The organism is Carnobacterium sp. FSL E2-0243 (assembly GCF_038003605.1).
Lineage (GTDB): Bacteria > Bacillota > Bacilli > Lactobacillales > Carnobacteriaceae > Carnobacterium > Carnobacterium maltaromaticum.
Genome location: NZ_JBBOPM010000001.1, coordinates 3,315,824 through 3,335,533, shown reverse-complemented (window position 1 = coordinate 3,335,533; position 19,710 = coordinate 3,315,824). Strand labels below are relative to the sequence as shown.

The following is a 19,710-nucleotide window of genomic DNA, read 5'->3' as shown; positions in this document are numbered from 1 at the left end:
TTAGTTAGGAGAGTGACAGAAATGACAGAAAATCATGAAGAAAAAGCGATTTTTGCTGGAGGCTGTTTTTGGTGTATGGTGAAACCTTTTGATACACAACCAGGAATAAAATCTGTTGTTGCGGGTTATACAGGCGGACATACAGTCAATCCAACATACGAAGAAGTTTGTAGCGAAACAACGGGGCATACAGAAGCTGTTGAAATCACATTTGATCCAACGATTTTCAGCTATCAAAAATTAGTAGAAATTTATTGGCAACAAACCGATCCAACAGATGCTAGTGGACAATTTGCCGATCGAGGTTCATCTTATCGTCCTGCGATTTTTTATTTAACAGAAGAGCAACGTGAAATAGCTGAAGCCTCAAAAAAAGCACTAGCTGAAAGTGGCCGTTTCAAACAACCGATTGTCACTGAAATTGTGCCAGCAATGCCTTTTTATCCTGCCGAAACGTACCATCAAGATTATTACCAAAAAAATCCGATGCACTACAATCGCTATCGTCAGGGATCAGGTAGAGCTGGGTTTATTGAAAAAGCATGGAAATAATAATAGTAGATATATGACAAAAAAACATAGTAAAACTCAGATATAAATGGGTTTTCTATGTTTTTTTATTTATATAGAATGAAAATTATAATTAGCTAACTTAATGATAAAAAGCTTATATACATATTAGATTAAGATAGGTTTTTGAAGTATATTTTCAATAATTTTTTGACTAGCGGGACCCATTCTGTGAAGTTAGGAAAGTCTAACCATGGGAAGTAAATATCTGGGTTATCTGAGATGAATTTTTTAGGTAAAGGGAAATCAGAAATGATTAAGTCTAAGTTAGGATTCCATCCTTGATGAAATTGAATTGGAATTGGGCATATTTCTGCAATTCGTTTTTCTACCCAAGAGTTTTCTTCCGTGCTTATTTTTGAACAAACAAGAACGTTAACAGGTGGTAAAGCCTGTAAAATAACCCTTCGAAGTAAAAGAGTAAAATAGAATTTTTGGAATTTATCTACATGTAATTCGGGCTCTTTTTGACTGAGAAAATGAAAAAATGGGTTGACTTGGTCTAACAAGTAACCATCATCGGAATACATAGCTTCTTCCAAAGAGTTGAATCCAACTGAAAGACTGCCACCTGTATAAAAAATTTTTTTTAAATACAATACATATAGATTAAGAACTAAATAAACGTAGTCTTTATTTGCAAAACTTACCTGGAAATATTCGGAAGCATAGGAAATAAATTTTTGAACTGTCGTCATAATAGGGGAAGACCAAGGCATGCTACTTAATGAAAGTTCTTTACTTATATTTGGTGAATAGATATTACATGTCGTAAAACTAAAGTAAAGAGTATCCATCTCGGCTTCAAGCTCAGATGGAGCAAGAGAATAATCAGAAAAATCAGGAGAGACCAGTTTTTTAAAGTCCGAATAAGAAAAGTTGAAAATGGCTGCTTCAGGAAGACTATAGTCCGGACTAGAACTAAGTACGTATCCTTGCTCAATTCTGGTTAAAGCAATTTGAAGCTGTAATTCTATAGCCAAAATAAAAGGGATTGTTAAGTTTTTTCCAGAGGTTAGAAATTTAAGTTCTTTTTTTTCTTTATTGCTAGAACTTGTTTCAGAATAAGGAAATGAACGGAATACTTCCCAAAAAAGAGTGGAGAAGAAATAACGAATTTGTGTTTCTGATCCAACTAATTTATTTTTAGAATCAGTGAAATCTAGGCTTAAATTAAAATCATCTAGTACTTCTTTTGAGTATTTAATCCGACGATAGAAAGTGGCTTTGCTAACATAAAGGTATTCACATATTTCATCAATACTATCAGAAGGATATTTAAACAAGCTAAGGAAAAGTCTAACAGCAAAACTTTCTGACATATAATGAGAGAAAAAAACTTCAATAGAAAAAAAGGGGCTAATTGTTGTATATACACTTTTATCAATGATTTCAATAGTAAGCATATTTTCCCAATGATTGCGTGAAATATCCAGTTGTAAAGTATGAATTGTTTTTAAAATAGTTCTACGATCTAGTTTAAGCTGTTCTGAAAAAAAGGTAATTGACCTTGATGGATAGTCTTTATTTAGTTGTTTTAACAAAGATAAAATAGGAATAAAATTGGGGTCTAGTAATCTTTTCATAGATAAAGGCTCCTTTTAATTTTAGATCTTATATATTTTTAAAGTATAGAAAAAAAACAATAAAAAAACAAGGAAATACTATTGATTACAATAGGAATATAATTAAAATCTTATCTTTTGTACATATTTAAGCACACAGTGATAGAGTTTTAAAAAAAATGCACAGATTTAAAATAAATAAAGTAAATAACATTAAAATTACTGTTCTGAATCTCACAGCATGTTTTTTTTTTTGCAGTAAAAGGAATCGCCTAATTAAACAATAGACTGTAAGATGAATTTTGTGTTTGAGAAAAAATCTTAACTATATCTATTTAATAATCATTATAGGTGGAAAATAAGTCGATTTATCAGACTAGTAGGTAATGAAGATTGCTGAGAATAATCTAGTATAAAATCAGTATATTTAAAAAAAATTATAAAAAAGTAGTAATTTAATAGAATTGTGAACGCCTGAAAACTATATGTATAGAAAGTTTTTAGATTGTGAACAGTAATAGAGTGATGTTTTTTTATATTCTAAATATAACTAGACATTATTCTTATTGCTAATATAAACATGTAGTCTAGAAAGGAAGAGAAAAATGGAAAGTTTTTTTGAAAATGACTTTTATTTTAAGGAGAAATTTCAAGACAAATATAAAGAACGTAAATATGAAAAAAATGATGTTATTAGTTATCGAATAGGAAAAGAAGTTTCCAATAAATTGTTTATTGTATCATCAGGTGTCGTTTTAGTAGAGACTCAACTTGATCAAAATATAACGCCTTTTTATTCTTTTGTTGGGCAAAATAACATATTTGGATGGGAAGACATGGATACAAATAATGCAGTTGTAGTTACGGTAACTGCTCAAGAAACAACTTCAATAGTTGAAGTTGACCGAGAGTTCTTTTTTGATCATGTGTATATTAATCCGGATCTTAGTCGTAGATTTTTAAAAAAAATTAGACAAGAATTTTATTTGTTAGTTGAAAGTTATCAATACGTAAATAAACCTCCTAAAGTGAAGTTATTGAATAGTTTATTAAACTTATCAACTAAACTAGATTTAAAGCAAAATGAAAGTGGGGAGTTAGAGCTTCCTAAATACATTACTCCAACCTTTATTAGTAAGTATGTTCGATCATCAGAACCCAATATATCTAAGGCTGGGACTTACTTGGAGAGAAAAAAAATAATTAAACGGAACCCTTATCGCATTATAGACCAAGAAAGAGCTAGAGTTTTATTACAAGAATGGTCAGGAGGAGAGGCACGTTCCTTTGAAAAGGAGAAGTTAAAATGATTGAGGAATACTGGCAAGATAGTTTTATTTATTATGTAACTTTTACAAGTGATTACTCTAAAACTAAATATACACGGGCATTAATATTTAAAGCTGAAAAATCTGTAGATGAAATAAAAAATATCGTGTTAACCAAGTTTAAAAATGTATTAGAGGTAAATAGAATTGAAGAATTTGAGGATGGACTTCTTTTGAAAAAAGAGTTTTTAACTAGTTAATGAATGATTTAATGAAGGGAGGTGATTAGATGAAAAAAGTGGGCTTGTTTGTTATTTTCATAGCGTGTATTGGTTTTTTTTACATCGGAATAAATGAATACGTCTATGCTGCCGAATCAACAAACAGTCAGGTGGGAATTAGGTTTATCGAAGGAGATCCAGAGGACTCTTTTGATAAAGAAGATAATGGTGGTTCAGCTAATAATGATTTTTCTGGTCACTCAGATAACAATGATTTTAGTTCTAATTTGCCAGATACATCAGGTAAGACAGAAAATAATTTACCGCAAACAGGTGAAGTGAACGGAAATCTATCATTATTAGTAGCGGGATTTTCAAGTCTGTTATTGGGAATAGTTATGATTTATATAAAAAAAAGAAAAGAGGAAAAGAAAATGAAAACATCAAAATTAGTTTTAGCAAGTGTAGCAACAACATTATTGTTTAGCGTATCAATGATCGCTTCAGCAGCAACTGATCAAAACGAGGTAACGGGGACACCTGATGGTAAAGGAGCGACATCACATGGTTATGTTAAATTAACGTCAGGGGACCAAGAAACTGGTCCAACAGAACCAATTGAACCATCTGTTCCAGGAGGAGCAACAGGGAATACAGGATCTTTAACGATTGATAATGCAAGTCCGCTATTATTTGGAGAAAATAAAATTGAGGGTAGCAAAATGGTATTTGCTACAACTACTCAAAACCCAAATGTTCAAGTGACTGATAAACGTGGGGAAGGCCAAGGTTGGAACTTACAAGTCACAACAGCTGATTTTGTTGATCAAAAAGATGCTAAAAAAATATTAAAAGGTGCTGAACTAAGCTTGCCAGTAGGTACTGCAACACCAGCAATAGGAAATATCTCAGTTGCACCAAGTGTAAACGCAGTTGTATTAAGTTCAACAAATGCAAAAGCTCAAACTATTATGGCAGCTAATAAAAATAATGGATTAGGTACTTGGATGGATAAATTTAATGCTTCAGAAGTTAAATTAACCGTACCTGCAGGTAACTTAGCTGGAGAGTATGTATCAACACTAACTTGGAGTTTATTAGATGCACCAAAATAGTTTTATAAAAATAAAACAATACAATACAAAAGGAGAGTAATCATCATGAAATTATCTAAAATAACAACAGCCAGTTTGGTTGCACTAACAGGTTTATCACTAGCTTCTACTAGTGCTTATGCAGCAGAAGTTGGAACACAAAAAACACAAGCAGATTTTGAGTTAAAAGCAGGTGAAGGTGGAACAGGTCCAGTTGACCCAATTGACCCAATTGACCCAATTGAGCCACCTATGAAGGGGCCTTTAACACTTGACGCAGCTTCTAATTTTAACTTTGGGAGCATCAAATTAGGTGAAGGCGATGGTATTTATACCGCTATTAAAGAAGATAATTCTGTTTTAGGTATTCAAGTGACGGATAGTCGTGGTACAGGTGCTGGTTGGAATGTTGATGTTAGTATGACTGATTTTAAGGGACAAGGTACCAATATTTTAAAAGGTGCAACATTAACAATCCCTAATGGATCTGTCAATACAACTAGTGCAGATAAAGTTAAAGCACCTGTCACAAAAGAAGTAAAACTAAATGCAAGTCCAATTTCAATTTTTACAGCAACTAAAGATAATGGAATGGGGACATGGACGAATTTATTTGAAGGAAAAGATAAAAAAGTTACATTAAATGTTCCAGAAGGTAACTATGTGGATCAATACACAGCAAAAATTACATGGTCACTACAAAATGCACCTAAATAATTAAATAGAAAAGGATGTTTAAAATGAAACTAACAAAAATAAATATGTTCAGTTTAGTGGCTCTAGCTGGATTAGCTTTAAGTTCAACTTCAGTATTGGCTGCAGAAGCAGGGAGCACTAGCACTCCTACTAATATTACTCTTGAAAAAGGGGACGATACTGGTGGTGAAACAGATCCGATTATTCCGATTGATCCACTTGATCCTCCAGCTGGAGGTTCATTACGTATTGATGCAGCCTCAGCATTTAATTTCGGCTCATTAAAATTAGGTTCAGCAGTTTCAAAAGATGTGGTTGTTCCTAAAGATCAATCTATTGGTGTACAGGTAACTGATTTTCGCGGATCAGGAGATGGTTGGGCACTGACTGCAAAAATTGATGATTTGAAAGGAAAGAAAGTGCCAACTAATATTTTAAAAGCATCTATCTCTATTCCAAAAGGAAAAATTTCTACAACAGCTGATGGCGATATGCAGGCTCCAGCAGTAGCAGTACCCTTAACTTTAAGTAAGGCTGCAGCACCAGTTATGACTGCTAAGAAAAATAATGGTTTAGGTATTTGGGCAAATGATTTCAATGGATTAGATGGGACTGTAACTATCAAAGTTCCTACCAATGCCTATATTGACCAATATAGTGCGAATATTACATGGTCATTGCAAGATGCCCCAATGTAATTGAATAGATTATTTACTATAAAAAAGATAAGAGGAGAATAATAATGAAAAAATTAGAAGTATTAATGATGGTAGCAGCAGTATCAGGTTCTATGTTAGTAACATCTAGCTCAGCTTTTGCGGCAGTTGCAGATACAACAACTTCAAAAAACTCAGTAAACTTTGTAGCTGGTGGTTCAGAAGGTGAAGACCCAATGGGACCGCTTGATCCACTAAATCCAGATAATCCAAATCCACCTTCACCAGTTGATCCAATGGATCCAGAAAATCCAGGAACAGGACATGTTGGTCCATTAACAATTAATTATGTATCTAATATTAAATTTGGAGAACAAAAAATTTCAGGTAAAGATATTACGTATAACGGATTAAATGCAGATCCATTTATTCAAGTTACAGATATTCGTGGTACAGGTGCTGGATGGAGTTTATCAGCTAAATCAAATGGTTTTGCTAACGCAGATGGTAAAAAAGTATTAAAAGGCGCTGAATTATCTTTTAAAAATAGTCAAGTAAAAGCCGGAAGTAAAAATAATATTTCTTTAGCACCAGTTGCTTCATCTATTGTGTTCAATAATACAGCTAGTCAACCAGTTATGAGTGCTAAAAAAGAAGCAGGTAAAGGAACATGGCTTAATGTTTGGTCAGGAACAGATCAAAGTAATGAAAATGTTCAATTGAAAGTTCTAGCAGGTACTGCAGAAGCAGATACAGAATATACTTCAACAATTAATTGGGAATTAGCAGACGCTCCTAAATAGAAGTTAGTTTCTTTATACAAAAAATGAAATGAGGCTATGGGGGAATTACCCCAGCCTTGTTTTATTAATAGAGAAATAAAGCAATGTCTATACTTAGTTCTAGGCTCTAGAAGAGCTGAATGTAATTATACTGATGGGTTGAATAGATTTTGGAAGACACTACTTGACTAGAAGTTAAATAAAAAGTAGCTTGGCTACGAAACTGTTGTTCTAACGAATACCTTACCGAACTAGATAAACGATCTAGTTCGGTAAGGTATTCGTAAATAAACTGAAAATAAGTTGGAGGTACCATACAATGAAAAAAAAATTCCTGATAGTTTTATCTATAATCTTTATATGCATCATTAGTTTTCCAAAAGAAAGTCAAGCTGATTCAATGGCTTATTCAGTAAAAGCGGATATTCCAGAAAATCAAATTGATAAAGCGAAAACCTATTTTGATTTAAAAATGACCCCGGGTCAAAGGCAAGAAATTAGTTTAACTGTATCAAATAGTGGAGATGAAGAAACGAGTATTTTTATCACTCCTAATAATGCCACAACAAATCAAAATGGTGTTATTGATTATAGCGAAGAAAAAGCAAAATTAGATTCTACCTTAAAAATACCATTAACATCCATTATTTCTGGTAAGCAAGAAGTGAAATTAAACCCAAAAGAAACAAAGCAAGTTACTTTTGTGATTCAAATGCCTGAAAAGGAATATAGTGGAGACATTTTGGGTGGCTTTTATATTCAAAAAAAAGTAGATGATACGAAAGCCAAAAAGGATGAGAGTGTTCAGATAAAGAATCAATACTCCTATGTTATCGGAATACGATTAAATGAAACAGATACTATGGTTTCTCCAAAAATAAAATTAAATAAAGTTAAACCAGCATTAGAGAATTACCGTACAGCTATAACTGCAAATATACAAAATACGGAATCAAAAATTATCAATGATTTAGATATAAATGCATCTGTAACTAAGCAAGATTCAACAACTGTTTTGCATGAAACTAATAAAAAAGGATTATCAATGGCACCAAATTCAAATTTTGATTATCCGATTAGTTGGGACAATGAACAACTAAATCCTGGTAAATATACTGTGCATATCAAAGCAAAATCAGGCGATGCAGATTGGAATTTTGATAAAAATTTTGAAATTAAATCAGATGTATCTACTAAACTAAATAAAGAAGCTGTGGAAGTTGTAAAACCTGAACCAAATTGGATAATGATTATTTCGATTATTGTAGGTATCGTGATTCTAATTGGGGCACTTCTCATTTTTATGATTATAAAAAATGAAAAGAAAAAACGTTTGGAGTTAGAACGCAGAGCGCGACTAATCAGAAAAAAACGTAAACAACAAGCAAAAAAAAGAGAAGAAACTAAAAGTAAAAATAGTTCAACCAAATCAAAAGTGAAAAAAATACAAACTAAACAAAAAAAGGAACAAAATAGAACAAATAAAAACTAAATGAAGATTAAGAGAATTAGCTAATCTAAATATATGTTATTTGGATTAACTAGTTTTCTTTATTTCAACTAATAGTCAACATAAGGAAGTGATTAAAATGGATTTATTATTAGACGCCATGCAAATGAGAAAGTATAAATTACTTTCCTATTTATATTACAATCAAGGAGCAGATTTATCAGTTGCTACCCTTAGTAATGTGTTTCAAGTTAGCAAAAAAACAATTGTAGCAGATTTAATAGAAATGGAGAAAAAGAGTACTACTATAGCAAATAAAGCAGTGATTAGAATTAAAATTGATAAGGGAAATATTCAATTTATAATTTCTAAAAAGACGTCAATTTTAGAAATTCGACAATATTTTTTGGAAGAATCAATCGCTTTTAAATTGTTAATTAATCTTTACCAAAAGCAATTTATTAAATTGAAAAATTTTAGTTTAACCTACTATTATAGTCCGTCAGTTGTCTATAAAAAGGTTAATGAATTAAAAGTAAAGCTAAAAGGTTATGGATTAACAATTAAATCGGAACATGGAAGTATATACTTAGGTGGGGAAGAAGAGGAAAAACGTTATTTCTATAGTGAAATTTTTTATTATGTGTACGGAGATAGAAGTTCCCTGTTAGATACTGAAAAAAAGGTTGCTGAAAATTATTTAAAAAAATCTAAAATAAGAAGTAATCTTATTCAGGAAAGTAAGCAAGTCAGAATATGTATTTTTATCGCTGTTTCTCTCCAAAGGATGAAAGATTTTCCTTTAGTAAAAAGTAGGCTTCCTTTCTTTAGAGATAGTATAGCTATGGAAAAAAAATTTTATTTATGTTTAGAAGACAGCTATCCTCAATATAGTAAGATACAATTGAAAATAGAGAGTCAATGGATGATTACATTCATTTATGAAGAAATAAATCCAAATGTGTCAGAAATGGATAATCCTTTATTTTTTGAAGGATTGAAAAGAGTTTCAAACCTCTTTAACTTTTCTTTAACTAGTCAGGAAGGAAAAGAGTTTAAACAATTAATGACTATGTACTGCAGAAGTAAAAAAAATAATTTGAAAAATACTGTATTTTCGCAATTATCATTTCTAAATGAATCTGTTTTAGATATCTCTCCGGAAATATTTTTGCAGGTATTAATAAAAGAAAATTATAAAAATGAATTTGAAACACTTTTGTATCCACTTAATTTAGAAGAATGCTCATATATTTTAAAAATTAGTGGCGTAGGAATTAAAAAACTAAAGTTGACCTTTGTTAGCGAATATCCAAAAGTATGGGAAAAATTTTTATATCGAAAAATTTTAACGCTAGAAATTGAACAATTTTACAAGTGGTCAGATGATTTTACTAATGCAGATATTGTTATAACGGACAATGTATACTCTTTTATAGACGATAAGCAGCTACTTTTAATATCTCCATTTCCCTCAGACAGAGAAATAAAAAAAGTTCAAAATCAGCTTATTTCATATATAAATAGTAGTTCAATAAATCTAAACCCTCCATTAAAGAGAGAAAAGGTATGATACAATGATAGGTACAATATCTTATGAGGAGGAGCAAAAGAGATGGCAAAACTATATTTTGTAAGACATGGAAAGACTGAATGGAATTTAGAAGGTCGCTTCCAAGGTGGGTATGGAGACTCCGCATTATTGGAGGAAGCAATTGAAGCCGCAAAAGAAACAGGGAAAAGGTTAAGTGAGATTTCCTTTGCCCATGTGTATACAAGTCCACAAAAAAGAGCAAAAGATACAGCAGAGTATATTATAGAAGAAAGTCGTTTAAATTTACCATTAACAGAGGTTGATGGTTTACGGGAAATAGGCTTCGGAGATTGGGAAGGTCAGCCTTTTTCCTATGCAGAAGAGAACCATTTAGAAGCCTATATTAATTTGAAGGCACACCCTGAAAAATATGATCCAAGTGCTTTTAATGGAGAAACATATGAAGAGCTAATTGAACGTAGTCAAAAAGCTGTGGAAAAAGCAGTTTCCAATCATCCGGGCGAAGATTTATTATTTGTGGCTCATGGAGTGACGCTATTAACAATCATGCATACACTTATTGGTAAAGAGACTGGCGATATTCGTTCTAAAGGACTTCTCAGTAATACGAGTATCAGTATCTTGGAAATAGACGAAAAAGCCGGATATTCTATTGTTAGTTGGAATGATACAACTCATTTAGAGGTTAAGTAAGCAGAAAAAAGAGTGGGTGGTTTGATTACATCTACTCTTTTTTTGTACAAAATAGAATTTTATTCAATAGATAATGCTTCAAATGTAGCTTAAATAGTCAATTTTGCATAAAAATGAATAATAAAATGGAACAATTTATAATTATGCAAAAGATTAATAAAAAGAGCTAGAGGATTTTAAGCGAATTATTTTGTTTTTTTGAAGCTTCTTTGTTCGGTAATTTTATCTTTAATAGTAGTTTTGTATCTTTTGGAAAACGCATTGTTCATATTTGTGAATTAATTTAATTTATTTACCAAAAAGTGTTGACGAAACTTGCTGTAGCTGTTATATTTATACATGTCGCCGGGACGTAACAACGTCTCGACGGAAAACGAAATTAAAAAAAGTTTTAAAAAGTGTTGACAACAAATTAACCATGTGTTAATATTTAGAAGTTGTCAAAACGACAAACGAAACAACTTAGACCTTTGAAAACTGAACAAAGTAAGACGAACCAAATGTGTAGGATGACTCAACAAGGTTGAGTCAAACAAGCAAGAAAGTGAATAATTATTCGCTAGCAAAACTAATGAGCTTCAAGCATCATTTTATATGAGAGTTTGATCCTGGCTCAGGACGAACGCTGGCGGCGTGCCTAATACATGCAAGTCGAACGCACGAAGTTGAAGAGCTTGCTCTTTAACCAAGTGAGTGGCGGACGGGTGAGTAACACGTGGGTAACCTGCCCATTAGAGGGGGATAACATTCGGAAACGGATGCTAATACCGCATAGTTTCAGGAATCGCATGATTCTTGAAGGAAAGGTGGCTTCGGCTACCACTAATGGATGGACCCGCGGCGTATTAGCTAGTTGGTGAGGTAATGGCTCACCAAGGCAATGATACGTAGCCGACCTGAGAGGGTGATCGGCCACACTGGGACTGAGACACGGCCCAGACTCCTACGGGAGGCAGCAGTAGGGAATCTTCCGCAATGGACGAAAGTCTGACGGAGCAACGCCGCGTGAGTGAAGAAGGTTTTCGGATCGTAAAACTCTGTTGTTAAAGAAGAACAAGGATGAGAGTAACTGCTCATCCCCTGACGGTATTTAACCAGAAAGCCACGGCTAACTACGTGCCAGCAGCCGCGGTAATACGTAGGTGGCAAGCGTTGTCCGGATTTATTGGGCGTAAAGCGAGCGCAGGCGGTTCTTTAAGTCTGATGTGAAAGCCCCCGGCTCAACCGGGGAGGGTCATTGGAAACTGGAGAACTTGAGTGCAGAAGAGGAGAGTGGAATTCCACGTGTAGCGGTGAAATGCGTAGATATGTGGAGGAACACCAGTGGCGAAGGCGACTCTCTGGTCTGTAACTGACGCTGAGGCTCGAAAGCGTGGGGAGCAAACAGGATTAGATACCCTGGTAGTCCACGCCGTAAACGATGAGTGCTAAGTGTTGGAGGGTTTCCGCCCTTCAGTGCTGCAGCTAACGCATTAAGCACTCCGCCTGGGGAGTACGGCCGCAAGGCTGAAACTCAAAGGAATTGACGGGGACCCGCACAAGCGGTGGAGCATGTGGTTTAATTCGAAGCAACGCGAAGAACCTTACCAGGTCTTGACATCCTTTGACCACTCTAGAGATAGAGCTTTCCCTTCGGGGACAAAGTGACAGGTGGTGCATGGTTGTCGTCAGCTCGTGTCGTGAGATGTTGGGTTAAGTCCCGCAACGAGCGCAACCCTTATTACTAGTTGCCAGCATTCAGTTGGGCACTCTAGTGAGACTGCCGGTGACAAACCGGAGGAAGGTGGGGATGACGTCAAATCATCATGCCCCTTATGACCTGGGCTACACACGTGCTACAATGGATGGTACAACGAGTCGCAAGGTCGCGAGGCCAAGCTAATCTCTTAAAGCCATTCTCAGTTCGGATTGTAGGCTGCAACTCGCCTACATGAAGCCGGAATCGCTAGTAATCGCGGATCAGAACGCCGCGGTGAATACGTTCCCGGGTCTTGTACACACCGCCCGTCACACCACGAGAGTTTGTAACACCCGAAGCCGGTGAGGTAACCTTTTAGGAGCCAGCCGTCTAAGGTGGGATAGATAATTGGGGTGAAGTCGTAACAAGGTAGCCGTATCGGAAGGTGCGGCTGGATCACCTCCTTTCTAAGGAATATTACGGAAATCCCACACATTCGTTTTTACTTTGTTCAGTTTTGAGAGGTCTAACTCTCAAAACGATTCATCTCTATTCATTAGAGGTCAATCACATTTTGTTCTTTGAAAACTGGATACTGTTTAAAAAGTAATTAAAGTAAGAAACCGAGAAAACACCGCGTTTTAAATGAGTTTTTTAATTAGTTCTTATCGTAAGATAATGAATAAAATCATTGACTAACATCATGAGATTCCTTCGGGAATACCATCGATAAAAATTTAGTTGTAGTGGTTTCTAATTCGAGGGCATGAAGGGTTTGAGAAGCAGAGCGTACTAGCGTACGTGAGCATCGCAGAACACGAAATGGACGAAGAAGTAGGAAGTAATACAGATAAATTAGGTTAAGTTAATAAGGGCGCACGGTGGATGCCTTGGCACTAAGAGCCGATGAAGGACGGGACTAACTCCGATATGCTTTGGGGAGCTGTAAGTAAGCTTTGATCCAAAGATTTCCGAATGGGGGAACCCAGCATTTTTTATAGAATGTTACTGCTAGCTGAATACATAGGCTAGTAGAGGTAGACGCAGAGAACTGAAACATCTAAGTACCTGCAGGAAGAGAAAGAAAATTCGATTCCCTGAGTAGCGGCGAGCGAAACGGGAAGAGCCCAAACCAAAGAGCTTGCTCTTTGGGGTTGTAGGACACGACATTAAGAGTCATAAATGAGTTTTGTAGAAGAAGCGATCTGGAAAGGTCCGCCGAAGAGGGTAAAAGCCCCGTAATCGAAACAAAGTTCACTCTGTTGTGTATCCTGAGTACGGCGGAACACGAGAAATTCCGTCGGAATCCGCGGGGACCATCCCGCAAGGCTAAATACTCCTTAGTGACCGATAGTGAACCAGTACCGTGAGGGAAAGGTGAAAAGAACCCCGGAAGGGGAGTGAAAGAGCTCCTGAAACCGTGTGCTTACAAATAGTTAGAGCCCGTTAATGGGTGATAGCGTGCCTTTTGTAGAATGAACCGGCGAGTTACGATTACATGCGAGGTTAAGTTGATAAGACGGAGCCGTAGCGAAAGCGAGTCTGAATAGGGCGAATGAGTATGTGGTCGTAGACCCGAAACCAAGTGACCTACCCATGTCCAGGTTGAAGGTGCGGTAATACGCACTGGAGGACCGAACCCACGTATGTTGAAAAATGCGGGGATGAGGTGTGGGTAGCGGAGAAATTCCAATCGAACTTGGAGATAGCTGGTTCTCTCCGAAATAGCTTTAGGGCTAGCCTCGGAATTAAGAATCATGGAGGTAGAGCCACTGTTTGGACTAGGGGCCCTTCTAGGGTTACCGAATTCAGATAAACTCCGAATGCCATTGATTTATATCCGGGAGTCAGACTGCGAGTGATAAGATCCGTAGTCGAAAGGGAAACAGCCCAGACCACCAGCTAAGGTCCCAAAGTTACTATTAAGTGGAAAAGGATGTGGGGTTGCTTAGACAACTAGGATGTTGGCTCAGAAGCAGCCATCATTTAAAGAGTGCGTAATAGCTCACTAGTCGAGTGACCCTGCGCCGAAAATTTACCGGGGCTAAATAGTACACCGAAGCTGTGGATAGAACCTTAGGGTTCTATGGTAGGAGAGCGTTCTAAGGGCGTCGAAGCTAGACCGTGAGGACTAGTGGAGCGCTTAGAAGTGAGAATGCCGGTATGAGTAGCGAAAGACGGGTGAGAATCCCGTCCACCGTATGACTAAGGTTTCCTGGGGAAGGCTCGTCCTCCCAGGGTTAGTCGGGACCTAAGCCGAGGCCGATAGGCGTAGGCGATGGACAACAGGTTGATATTCCTGTACCAGTTTCTTTTGTTTGAACAATGGAGGGACGCAGGAGGCTAAGAAATGCGCACTGTTGGATATGTGCGTCTAAGCAATGAGTCTTGAGGTGAGTTAAATGCTTGCTTCTATACGGACAAGTTGTGATGGGGAGGGAAATTACAGTACCGAAGTTTCTGATGTCACACTGCCAAGAAAAGCTTCTAGTTAGAAAGAAATTGCCCGTACCGCAAACCGACACAGGTAGTCGAGGAGAGTATCCTAAGGTGTGCGAGAGAACTCTCGTTAAGGAACTCGGCAAAATGACCCCGTAACTTCGGGAGAAGGGGTGCTGATCGAAAGATCAGCCGCAGTGAATAGGCCCAAGCGACTGTTTATCAAAAACACAGGTCTCTGCAAAATCGAAAGATGACGTATAGGGGCTGACGCCTGCCCGGTGCTGGAAGGTTAAGAGGATTGGTTAGCTTCGGCGAAGCTAAGAATTGAAGCCCCAGTAAACGGCGGCCGTAACTATAACGGTCCTAAGGTAGCGAAATTCCTTGTCGGGTAAGTTCCGACCCGCACGAAAGGCGTAACGATTTGGGCACTGTCTCAACGAGAGACTCGGTGAAATTATAGTACCTGTGAAGATGCAGGTTACCCGCGACAGGACGGAAAGACCCCATGGAGCTTTACTGCAGTTTGATATTGAGTGTTTGTACAGCTTGTACAGGATAGGTAGGAGCCATAGAAGTCAGGACGCCAGTCTTGATGGAGGCATTGGTGGGATACTACCCTTGCTGTATGACCACTCTAACCCTAGCCACTAATCGTGGCTGGAGACAGTGTCAGACGGGCAGTTTGACTGGGGCGGTCGCCTCCTAAAGAGTAACGGAGGCGCCCAAAGGTTCCCTCAGAATGGTTGGAAATCATTCGTAGAGTGTAAAGGCAGAAGGGAGCTTGACTGCGAGACCTACAAGTCGAGCAGGGACGAAAGTCGGGCTTAGTGATCCGGTGGTTCCGCATGGAAGGGCCATCGCTCAACGGATAAAAGCTACCCTGGGGATAACAGGCTTATCTCCCCCAAGAGTCCACATCGACGGGGAGGTTTGGCACCTCGATGTCGGCTCATCGCATCCTGGGGCTGTAGTCGGTCCCAAGGGTTGGGCTGTTCGCCCATTAAAGCGGTACGCGAGCTGGGTTCAGAACGTCGTGAGACAGTTCGGTCCCTATCCGTCGCGGGCGCAGGAAATTTGAGAGGAGCTGTCCTTAGTACGAGAGGACCGGGATGGACACACCGCTGGTGTACCAGTTGTTCTGCCAAGAGCATCGCTGGGTAGCTATGTGTGGAAGGGATAAACGCTGAAAGCATCTAAGCGTGAAGCCCCCCTCGAGATGAGATTTCCCATCACGTAAGTGAGTAAGACCCCTGAGAGATGATCAGGTAGATAGGTTGGAAGTGGAAGTACAGCGATGTATGGAGCGGACCAATACTAATCGGTCGAGGACTTAACCAAGAAATAAACGGTGAAGAACGTTTCCAAAACAATTACTTTTTAAACAGTTCCAGTTTTGAGAGATCAAACTCTCTACAACTAAATAATTGAATCGCAGTTTAGTGTCGATGTAACCATCAACCTAAACAAGCATTTTTTAACAAATTGCAAGCTAATCAAGGATGTAACTGAGCGAACCCCGGAATGCACTAGTGTGCATGAGGAGTGGAGTAAAGGAAACAGACGCAGAGTAGCGCCGCAAGTTGTAAAAAAATTGTGTGGTGGCGATAGCGAAAAGGATACACCTGTTCCCATGCCGAACACAGCAGTTAAGCTTTTCAGCGCCGAGAGTAGTTGGGGGTTTCCCCCTGTGAGGGTAGGACGTTGCCACGCAAAAGATTCAATCGAAAAAATGGACTATTGAAAAATAGTTCTTTTTTTGTTTATTCAAGGCAAATAATTAGATAGAATCTTCATTATTTAGTAAAATAAATGAAGGAATATATATTGTCGAGTTAAGTAATAAGTAAGCTACGATAAGAATTATGAAGAAATTCTTAAATAAGTTAAAATAAGATGGGTAATGTAATATATTTGTTTATTATTTGTCATGAAAATGATACACTATAAGAAGGCTAACTAAAAATTAGTGAAAGCTAAAATAAAGCAATAAGATTGCTAAAAAGGACTGAGATTTATGAGCCAAAAGAAAACAATTATTGGGCTAATTGCAGCAATTGTTGTGGTGATAGCTGGTATTTATATTTTTAAAAGTATCGGATACCAAAATAAATTTTTACCAAATACAGTAGTAGATGGCCTTGCCATTGAAAATAAAACTGTTTCAGAAGCCAATAATGAATTGAAAAACCACTACCAAAATAAAGAATTTAGTGCAACAGAAAATGGTAAAGAACTTTTTACTTTTAAAGGCGTAGATATTGGGATTACAGATGATTTTACAAAAGATTTAACTAAGTTGAAAAATGACCAAAATGGCTGGAGCTGGCCAGTACGTATGCTTAAAAAAACAAGTACAAAGAGTGAATTGAAAGATGTAACTTATGATCAAGCTACGTTTGATCAATTTGTTGAAAATTTACCATTGACGAATGAGTCTCGTGTCAAACCTGAAAATGCAAAAGTTGAAAAGACTGCAGCTGGTTTTACTATTGAAAAAGAAGTAATGGGAGATACCTTTGATTTAGACAAAGTAAAAAAAGTATTAGCAGAAAGTATTAATTCTGGAAATACTAAAATAAAACTAGAAACTAGTTATCAAAAACCAACAGTTATGTCAGATGATGCTGGTTTGAAGGAACGTTTGGCAAAACTAGAGTCTTTAAGTAAGTTGACTATCACGTATAATATTAGTGGTCAAAAAGAGACCGTACCTCCAGCAACATTACTAAGCTGGTTAAGTGAAAGTCCTGAAGGTGAAGTAACTGTTGATCAAGCAGGTGTGAAAGTTTATTTACAAGGCTTAAGTGATAAACATAGCACCTATGAAAAAACAAGAACTTTTAAAAGTACTAGACGTGGTGAAGTTCAAGTGCCAGCTGGGACCTATGGTTGGACACTACAAGTTGATAAAGAAGCACCTGCTCTTGCTGCTGATATCTTAACTAAAACAGATTTACAAGATCGTAAACCAATTGTTGCCGGTTCTGGATATGGCGTAGATGTGGGAAATACCTATATTGAAGTTGATTTAGTGAATCAGCATATGTGGTATTATCGTGAAGGTGCACTTGTTTTAGAAACAGATGTTGTAACCGGAAAACCTGCCACTCCAACTCCTGCTGGTGTATTCTCAGTTTGGAATAAGGAACGAAATGCAACCTTAAAAGGAGAAGATTATGCAACACCAGTTGATCATTGGATGCCAATTGATTGGAATGGTGTCGGTATTCATGATTCACCATGGCAACCTGCGTACGGTGGAACACTGTATCAAACAGTTGGTTCTCATGGATGTATTAACACTCCACCAGCTGTAATGGTGCAATTGTATGAAAAAGCTGATTTAGGAACACCCGTGTTAGTCTTTTAATCAATAATTATATAAACAATGTTTGCTATGGTGAAATTTAACCTAAGCAAACATTGTTTTTTTTCTTGACCTGTAATGCATTACATATGGTATGATACAAAAGTAAAGCGTTATCAGAAAATGAATCCAGGGGGAATTGAACTTATGACAAACGAATCAAATTTTCCAAAAAACTTTTTATGGGGTGGCGCAATTGCTGCTAACCAAGCTGAAGGAGCTTATTTAACCGATGGAAAGGGCTTATCACCAGTAGATATTTTACCTGATGCGGCTCATGGACGTTGGGAAGCGTTATCTAATCCTAAAAAAGCAATCGAAACAAAATACGACTTCTATCCAAGTCATGAATCAATTGATTTTTATAATCGCTACAAAGAAGATTTGAAAATGCTACATGAAATGGGCTTTAAAACATTTAGAACGTCTATTTGTTGGGCACGTATTTTTCCAAAAGGTGATGAAAAAGAACCGAATGAAGCAGGACTAAAATTTTATGATGATTTATTTGATGAATGTCATAAATATGGGATTGAACCATTAGTAACAATTAATCATTTTGACACGCCGGTAGCTTTATTTGAAAATTATGGTGGATGGAAAAATCGTCAACTAGTTGATTTTTATTTGAATTACTGCGATGTGATTTTCAAACGTTATAAAGGGAAAGTTAAATATTGGATGACTTTTAATGAAATTAATATGATTTTGCATATCCCATTCTTTGGTGGTGGCATGGATGTTAGTGAAGAAGAAAATCCAGCACAAGTGAAATACCAAGCAGCGCATCACCAATTAGTAGCTTCTGCAATGGCAACTAAATTAGGGCATGAAATTGATCCTGATAATCAAATTGGATGTATGTTAGCAGCAGGTGCAACGTATCCAAATACGTGTAATCCAAATGATGTTTGGGCTGCTTTAGAAGCAGATCGTGAAGGGTACTTCTTTATTGACGTCCAAGCACGCGGGTATTATCCAAGCTACAGCAAACGTTTCTTTAAAGAAAACAATATTAAACTTGAAATTGCTGATGGCGATTTAGAGGTATTGAAAGAAAATACAGTTGATTATGTTTCATTTAGCTACTATTCTTCACGCCTAACAAGTGCGGATCCAGAAGTAAATGCTGAAACAGAAGGCAATGTTTTTGCCACTCTTAAAAATCCTTACTTGAAAGCTAGTGAGTGGGGTTGGCAGATTGATCCACTTGGTTTACGCGTAACAATGAACCAAATCTATGATCGTTATCAAAAACCATTATTCGTTGTTGAAAATGGCTTAGGTGCAGTTGATACTGTTGAAGCAGATGGATCAATCAATGATGATTATCGTATTGATTACTTGCGCGAACATGTTAGAGAAATGGGTGAAGCCATTGCTGACGGAGTAGAATGTTGGGGGTATACACCATGGGGCTGTATTGATTTAGTGAGTGCGGGAACTGGTGAAATGAAAAAACGTTATGGTTTCATCTATGTTGATAAAGATAATGATGGAAATGGAACGCTTGATCGTAAGAAGAAAAAATCATTTGACTGGTATAAACAAGTTATTGCCAGCAATGGTGTTACATTAGATTAATCCTCTTAGAGTGCTGAAATTCAGCACTCTTTTTTTATGGGAAATTAAAAATAAACTCACGAAAAAACCGAACTAATTTCTCAGTTCGG

At 36.8% G+C, this 19,710-nt stretch carries 13 protein-coding genes and 3 rRNA genes; 15 read left to right on the top strand and 1 reads right to left on the bottom strand.

Annotated elements, in window-relative coordinates; genetic code table 11:
* Window positions 1–21 precede the first annotated feature (21 nt).
* A complete protein-coding gene (gene msrA / locus MHI00_RS15650) occupies window positions 22–552 on the top strand; it encodes a peptide-methionine (S)-S-oxide reductase MsrA (protein WP_087115583.1) in 531 nt (176 codons plus the stop codon).
* 131 nt (window positions 553–683) lie between these two features.
* Here the strand turns inward: msrA and MHI00_RS15645 are convergent, their stop codons facing one another.
* The gene (locus MHI00_RS15645; protein ID WP_341114787.1) at window positions 684–2,156 is read right to left on the bottom strand and encodes a helix-turn-helix domain-containing protein; all 1,473 of its coding nucleotides are present in this window, start codon (window positions 2,154–2,156) and stop codon (window positions 684–686) included.
* A 584-nt stretch (window positions 2,157–2,740) separates the two neighbouring features.
* Here MHI00_RS15645 and MHI00_RS15640 point away from each other — a divergent pair.
* The 14 genes from MHI00_RS15640 (at window position 2,741) to MHI00_RS15575 (ending at window position 19,621) form a co-directional block, all read left to right on the top strand.
* Window positions 2,741–3,445, top strand: coding sequence for a Crp/Fnr family transcriptional regulator (locus MHI00_RS15640; protein WP_016356301.1), 705 nt, complete (start codon window positions 2,741–2,743; stop codon window positions 3,443–3,445).
* Complete coding sequence (locus MHI00_RS15635; protein WP_015075277.1) at window positions 3,442–3,663, top strand: hypothetical protein; 222 nt, start codon at window positions 3,442–3,444, stop codon at window positions 3,661–3,663. The genes MHI00_RS15640 and MHI00_RS15635 overlap by 4 nt, the downstream gene beginning before the upstream one ends.
* Window positions 3,664–3,692: 29 nt before the next feature.
* A complete protein-coding gene (locus MHI00_RS15630; RefSeq protein ID WP_016356302.1) occupies window positions 3,693–4,739 on the top strand; it encodes a WxL domain-containing protein in 1,047 nt (348 codons plus the stop codon).
* 45 nt (window positions 4,740–4,784) lie between these two features.
* Window positions 4,785–5,435 (top strand): WxL domain-containing protein, encoded by a 651-nt coding sequence (locus tag MHI00_RS15625; protein WP_229251603.1) that lies wholly within the window; start codon window positions 4,785–4,787, stop codon window positions 5,433–5,435.
* Window positions 5,436–5,458: 23 nt separating this feature from the next.
* Entirely contained in the window at window positions 5,459–6,112 is a 654-nt protein-coding gene (locus MHI00_RS15620; RefSeq protein ID WP_229251604.1) for a WxL domain-containing protein, read from the top strand.
* 44 nt (window positions 6,113–6,156) lie between these two features.
* Entirely contained in the window at window positions 6,157–6,873 is a 717-nt protein-coding gene (locus MHI00_RS15615; protein ID WP_015075282.1) for a WxL domain-containing protein, read from the top strand.
* Window positions 6,874–7,171: 298 nt separating this feature from the next.
* Window positions 7,172–8,344 (top strand): DUF916 and DUF3324 domain-containing protein, encoded by a 1,173-nt coding sequence (locus MHI00_RS15610; RefSeq protein WP_341114777.1) that lies wholly within the window; start codon window positions 7,172–7,174, stop codon window positions 8,342–8,344.
* A 97-nt stretch (window positions 8,345–8,441) separates the two neighbouring features.
* Window positions 8,442–9,875, top strand: a complete 1,434-nt coding sequence (locus tag MHI00_RS15605) for a helix-turn-helix domain-containing protein (protein ID WP_341114775.1) — start codon at window positions 8,442–8,444, stop codon at window positions 9,873–9,875.
* A gap of 42 nt (window positions 9,876–9,917) precedes the next feature.
* Window positions 9,918–10,550 (top strand): histidine phosphatase family protein, encoded by a 633-nt coding sequence (locus tag MHI00_RS15600; RefSeq protein WP_015075287.1) that lies wholly within the window; start codon window positions 9,918–9,920, stop codon window positions 10,548–10,550.
* 590 nt (window positions 10,551–11,140) lie between these two features.
* Window positions 11,141–12,695: ribosomal RNA gene (locus MHI00_RS15595) — 16S ribosomal RNA — on the top strand.
* A 391-nt stretch (window positions 12,696–13,086) separates the two neighbouring features.
* Window positions 13,087–16,008, top strand: a 23S ribosomal RNA gene (locus MHI00_RS15590).
* Window positions 16,009–16,264: 256 nt separating this feature from the next.
* A 5S ribosomal RNA gene (gene rrf / locus MHI00_RS15585) occupies window positions 16,265–16,380 on the top strand.
* The 16S, 23S and 5S rRNA genes sit together here, the layout of an rRNA operon.
* Before the next feature lie 304 nt (window positions 16,381–16,684).
* Window positions 16,685–18,040: a L,D-transpeptidase family protein gene (locus tag MHI00_RS15580; protein WP_010053619.1), complete on the top strand. Its 1,356-nt coding sequence runs from the start codon at window positions 16,685–16,687 to the stop codon at window positions 18,038–18,040.
* Window positions 18,041–18,184: 144 nt separating this feature from the next.
* On the top strand, window positions 18,185–19,621 hold the full coding sequence (locus MHI00_RS15575; RefSeq protein WP_015075290.1) for a 6-phospho-beta-glucosidase: 1,437 nt from the start codon (window positions 18,185–18,187) through the stop codon (window positions 19,619–19,621).
* The last annotated feature ends 89 nt before the right edge of the window (window positions 19,622–19,710 follow it).

Excerpts from the sequence above, each read along its gene's own strand:
- msrA (WP_087115583.1), top strand. The coding sequence starts at position 22 with ATGACAGAAAATCATGAAGAAAAAGCGATTTTTGCTGGAGGCTGTTTT.
- MHI00_RS15645 (WP_341114787.1), bottom strand. The coding sequence starts at position 2,156 with ATGAAAAGATTACTAGACCCCAATTTTATTCCTATTTTATCTTTGTTA.
- MHI00_RS15640 (WP_016356301.1), top strand. The coding sequence starts at position 2,741 with ATGGAAAGTTTTTTTGAAAATGACTTTTATTTTAAGGAGAAATTTCAA.
- MHI00_RS15635 (WP_015075277.1), top strand. The coding sequence starts at position 3,442 with ATGATTGAGGAATACTGGCAAGATAGTTTTATTTATTATGTAACTTTT.
- MHI00_RS15630 (WP_016356302.1), top strand. The coding sequence starts at position 3,693 with ATGAAAAAAGTGGGCTTGTTTGTTATTTTCATAGCGTGTATTGGTTTT.
- MHI00_RS15625 (WP_229251603.1), top strand. The coding sequence starts at position 4,785 with ATGAAATTATCTAAAATAACAACAGCCAGTTTGGTTGCACTAACAGGT.
- MHI00_RS15620 (WP_229251604.1), top strand. The coding sequence starts at position 5,459 with ATGAAACTAACAAAAATAAATATGTTCAGTTTAGTGGCTCTAGCTGGA.
- MHI00_RS15615 (WP_015075282.1), top strand. The coding sequence starts at position 6,157 with ATGAAAAAATTAGAAGTATTAATGATGGTAGCAGCAGTATCAGGTTCT.
- MHI00_RS15610 (WP_341114777.1), top strand. The coding sequence starts at position 7,172 with ATGAAAAAAAAATTCCTGATAGTTTTATCTATAATCTTTATATGCATC.
- MHI00_RS15605 (WP_341114775.1), top strand. The coding sequence starts at position 8,442 with ATGGATTTATTATTAGACGCCATGCAAATGAGAAAGTATAAATTACTT.
- MHI00_RS15600 (WP_015075287.1), top strand. The coding sequence starts at position 9,918 with ATGGCAAAACTATATTTTGTAAGACATGGAAAGACTGAATGGAATTTA.
- MHI00_RS15580 (WP_010053619.1), top strand. The coding sequence starts at position 16,685 with ATGAGCCAAAAGAAAACAATTATTGGGCTAATTGCAGCAATTGTTGTG.
- MHI00_RS15575 (WP_015075290.1), top strand. The coding sequence starts at position 18,185 with ATGACAAACGAATCAAATTTTCCAAAAAACTTTTTATGGGGTGGCGCA.